The organism is Synechococcus sp. R8-2 (genome assembly GCF_047461715.1).
Taxonomy (GTDB): Bacteria; Cyanobacteriota; Cyanobacteriia; order Thermostichales; family Thermostichaceae; genus Thermostichus.
In genome coordinates, this window is record NZ_JANSHQ010000074.1 from 1 (window position 1) to 4,735 (window position 4,735).

Annotated in this window: 2 protein-coding genes; one reads left to right on the forward strand and one right to left on the reverse strand. The window is 59.9% G+C overall.

The genetic code is table 11. From position 1 onward, the window contains the following. Window positions 1-68: 68 nt before the first annotated feature. Window positions 69-782, reverse strand: a complete 714-nt coding sequence (locus tag NW819_RS01890; RefSeq protein WP_414412722.1) for a heme oxygenase (biliverdin-producing) — start codon at window positions 780-782, stop codon at window positions 69-71. Window positions 783-1,375: 593 nt separating this feature from the next. Here NW819_RS01890 and rpoB point away from each other — a divergent pair. Further along, window positions 1,376-4,735, forward strand: a 3,360-nt coding sequence (gene rpoB, locus NW819_RS01895) for a DNA-directed RNA polymerase subunit beta (protein WP_414412723.1), incomplete at its 3' end; no start/stop codon positions are given.

Consider the following 4,735-nt stretch of genomic DNA (forward strand, 5'->3'; position numbering starts at 1 on the left):
TTCTCCCAGAGGGAGAGGGGAGATAGGCAGCAGAACCCATCGCCTCACTGCCCTCTGGAATCCGGATTTTAGGAGCTGGGAGCGGCTGCCTCAGAACGGGTGGGCTTGCGTTGAAACTGGCTGAGCAGCGAATTCCAGGCCAAGCGGGCCATCGACAACAGCCAATTGCCCTCCAACTCCCTAAACAGATCCATGTTCAGCTTGAAGGCATAGTTGGCCTCTGCCACAATGCGGTCGATGGTGGTTTGATCCAGCTCCAACGCATCCAGCTGGGCGCGGTAGCGCTGCTTGAATTTGCCCTCATGAGGGATCTGCTCGAAATCGTAGAAGGCCGTTCCTTCCCCCTGCGGCAAGCCCATGGCCCGGCGGGCAATGTTTTTGAGGATTTGACCGCCCGACAGGTCGCCGATGTAGCGGGTATAGGCGTGGGCGATCAGCAGAAGCGGATCTTTTTCCACCACTTCCCGAATGCGGTTGACATAGACCTGGCAGGCAGGGGAGGGCTTGACCAAAGAGCGCCAGTTGGGGCCAACAAAATAATTTAAATCCTTCTCCAGGCTGGCCTTGCGCCACAGCTCTGGGTAGTAGAGCCGGCCCACCAGGGGGTGCTCTCGCAGTTGGGCAAAGCCCTCTTCCAGAGCACTGTAGACAAAGTAGAAATTGCCCACGTAGCGGCTGTAGGCCCGCTTATCCACCACTCCCTTCAGGAAACACTTGATAAAGGCCATGTTCTCGGCCATGGTGTGGGACTGCTTGGTGCCCTCCCGCAACTGGGCCGACAAGCTGTGGTCCCGGTTATACAGATCACTTTTTTTATTCTGATTGTTCTGACTTTGACTCACAAAACCCTCCTCGCCAACAAACTGTGCTTCATTAGATCACCCGCAGATCACCCGCAAGCCATCCCGAGGTTCCCCCAGCCTGAGAAGCTTTGTAAACCCATTCCCGATCCTTTCTCATGATTGATGGCTCCGCGTCTTGCCCCCTAGCCTGCATCAACAGCGTGCATCTCAAAAGCGACAAAGACCGGCGCCGCGTCCACCCTGGCGACCGGCTGAGCCTGTCAGAACCACCCCTCCGATCCCCACGGTCGACCGGAAATCCGAGCTGGAGCAGCGGATGATCCGCAAAAACGGTTAAAGATTAGAATAATCTGCTTGAGTGTGAATGGATGTGAACAATCCTTAAGGCATGGCGGAAACCGCCCCTGCCCCGGCAGCCAAAAGGGGATCCCCAGCGGTTTTGCCGAGATTTTCCAGGTGCGCCCCCACGGGATCCGGACAGCCCCTCGACCTTTGTAACGTTCGTTGACGATCGTTGGCGGGGTTTCTATAATGGAAGGCCTGACTGCAGCGCGACCCCTCCCGAGCAACGCATGACACAATTAGCAGTGCCATCCCCTGTCGCTCCTACCTTTCCTGACCTGGTGGAGATTCAGCGGGAGAGTTTCTTGTGGTTTTTGCGAGAAGGGTTTGAAGAGGAGCTTCTCAGCTTTTCCCCCATCATCGATTACACTGGTAAGCTGGAGCTGCACTTCCTGCCTGAATATCGCCCTGGGGATCCCTCCAAAGGGTACAAGATCAACCGCCCCCGCTACGACCCCGAGGAGGCCAAGCGGCGGGATGCCACCTATCAAGCGCAGATCCGGGTGCCCACTCGCCTGATCAACAAAGAGACCGGCGAGATCAAAGACATGGACGTCTTCATCGGCGAACTGCCCTTGATGACGGATCGGGGCACCTTCATCATCAACGGCGCCGAGCGGGTGATCGTCAACCAAATTGTGCGCAGCCCCGGCGTCTATTACAAATCGGAGCTGGACAAAAGCGGGCGTCGCACCTACAGCGCCAGCCTGATCCCCAACCGCGGTGCCTGGCTGAAGTTCGAGACCGACAAAAACGGCCTGGTGTGGGTGCGCATCGACAAAACCCGCAAGCTCTCGGCGGCAGTTCTGCTGAAAGCCTTGGGCCTGAGCGACTCCGAGATTTACGACAACCTGCGCCACCCCGAATTCTTCCAGAAAACCATGGAGAAAGAGGGGCCCTACACCGAAGAAGAAGCCCTAATGGAGCTGTACCGCAAGTTGCGGCCCGGGGAACCCCCCACCGTATCGGGTGGCCAGCAGTTGCTGGAATCCCGCTTCTTCGACCCCAAACGCTACGATTTGGGCCGGGTAGGGCGCTACAAGCTGAACAAAAAGTTAAACCTCAACGTAGCCGAAAGTGTGCGGGTGCTTACCGTCACCGACATTTTGGCCGTCATCGACTACCTGATCAATTTGGAGTACGACATCGGCCATGTGGACGACATCGACCACCTGGGCAACCGCCGCGTGCGCTCCGTGGGCGAGCTGCTGCAAAACCAGGTGCGGGTGGGCCTGAATCGCCTGGAGCGGATCATCCGAGAACGGATGACAGTCTCCGAGTCGGAAAACCTCACCCCGGCCTCTTTGGTCAACCCCAAACCCTTGGTGGCGGCCATTAAGGAGTTCTTCGGCTCCAGCCAGCTCTCCCAGTTCATGGATCAGACCAATCCCCTGGCGGAGCTGACCCACAAGCGCCGGTTATCTGCCCTGGGCCCCGGCGGCCTAAGTCGGGAACGGGCCGGCTTTGCGGTGCGGGATATCCACCCCAGCCACTACGGCCGCATCTGCCCCATCGAAACTCCAGAAGGCCCCAACGCCGGGTTGATTGGATCCCTGGCCACCCACGCCCGCGTCAACCAGTACGGCTTTATCGAAAGCCCCTATTACCGGGTCGAGAACGGCGTGGTGCGCAAAGATCTGGGCATGGTCTACCTCACCGCTGACGAAGAGGACGAGTACCGCGTGGCCCCGGGGGATGTGCCGGTGGATGCCGAGGGCCGCATCACTGCCGACTTGGTGCCGGTGCGCTACCGCCAAGAGTTCACCACCGCCCACCCCACAGAAGTGCACTACGTCCAAGTGGCGCCGGTGCAGGTCATCTCGGTGGCCACCTCCTTGATCCCCTTCCTGGAGCACGATGACGCCAACCGTGCCTTGATGGGAGCCAACATGCAGCGGCAGGCGGTGCCCCTGCTCAAGCCGGATCGGCCCTATGTGGGCACGGGCTTGGAAGCGCAGGCGGCACGGGACTCCGGCATGGTGGTGGTGTCGCGCACCAATGGCGTGGTGACCTACGTTTCCGCCGACGAAATCGTGGTGCGGCCAGACGACGGCGGGGATCCAATTGTCTATCGCCTGCAGAAATACCAGCGCTCTAACCAAGACACCTGCCTCAACCAGCGTCCCCTTGTCTATACGGGGGATCGGGTGGTGGCTGGCCAGGTGCTGGCGGATGGCCCGGCGACCGAAGGGGGCGAGTTGGCTTTGGGCCAAAACGTGTTGGTGGCCTATATGCCCTGGGAGGGCTACAACTACGAAGATGCCATCTTGATCAGCGAGCGGCTGGTCTACGACGATGTCTTCACCTCGGTACACATCGAGAAGCACGAGATCGAGGCCCGGCAAACCAAACTGGGCCCTGAGGAGATTACCCGCGAAATCCCCAACGTGGGGGAAGATGCCCTGCGGGACCTGGATGAGAACGGCATTGTGCGCATTGGGGCTTGGGTGGAGGCCGGCGACATTTTGGTGGGCAAAGTCACCCCCAAAGGGGAGTCGGATCAGCCCCCAGAAGAGCGGCTATTGCGGGCCATTTTCGGGGAAAAGGCTCGGGATGTGCGGGACAACTCGCTGCGGGTGCCCAACGGCGAGCGCGGTCGGGTGGTGGATGTACGCATCTTTACCCGCGAACAGGGGGATGAGCTGCCTCCCGGCGCCAACATGGTGGTGCGGGTCTACATTGCCCTCAAGCGCAAAATCCAGGTGGGGGACAAGATCGCGGGCCGTCACGGCAACAAAGGCATCATCTCCCGCATCTTGCCGATTGAGGACATGCCCTACCTAGCGGACGGCACACCGGTGGATGTGGTGCTCAACCCCTTGGGGGTGCCTTCCCGGATGAACGTGGGCCAAGTGTACGAGTGCCTGCTGGGCTGGGCAGCAGAACATCTGGGAGTGCGCTTCAAGCTGATGCCCTTTGATGAGATGCACGGTTTAGAAGCCTCCCGTCTGACGGTGGAGGCCAAGCTGAGGGAAGCCCGAGAGAAGACCGGCAAGGACTGGATCTTCAACCCGGAAGGCAGGTACTGCGGCAAAATCCAGGTGTTTGATGGTCGCACCGGGGAGCCCTTCGACCAGCCCGTTACGGTGGGCCGCGCCTACATGCTGAAGCTGGTGCACTTGGTGGATGACAAGATCCATGCCCGCTCCACCGGCCCCTATTCTTTGGTGACCCAGCAACCGCTGGGGGGCAAGGCGCAGCAGGGCGGCCAGCGCTTTGGGGAGATGGAGGTGTGGGCTTTGGAGGCGTTTGGGGCAGCCTACATCCTGCAGGAGTTGCTCACCGTCAAGTCCGACGACATGGTGGGGCGCAACGAGGCTCTCAACGCCATTGTCAAGGGCAAGCCCATCCCTCGACCCGGCACGCCGGAGTCCTTCAAGGTGCTGGTACGGGAGTTGCAGTCCCTCTGCCTAGATGTGTCTGTACACAAGGTGGAGGTGGACAGCGAAGGGCAAACCCACGATGTGGAAGTGGATCTGATGGCCGATACTTCCAACCGTCACACTCCCTCTCGACCCACTTATGAATCGGTTACGGCTGAGGATCTCTCGCCATCACCCGCCTTTACCAGAGTGCTCCGCACCGCTGAC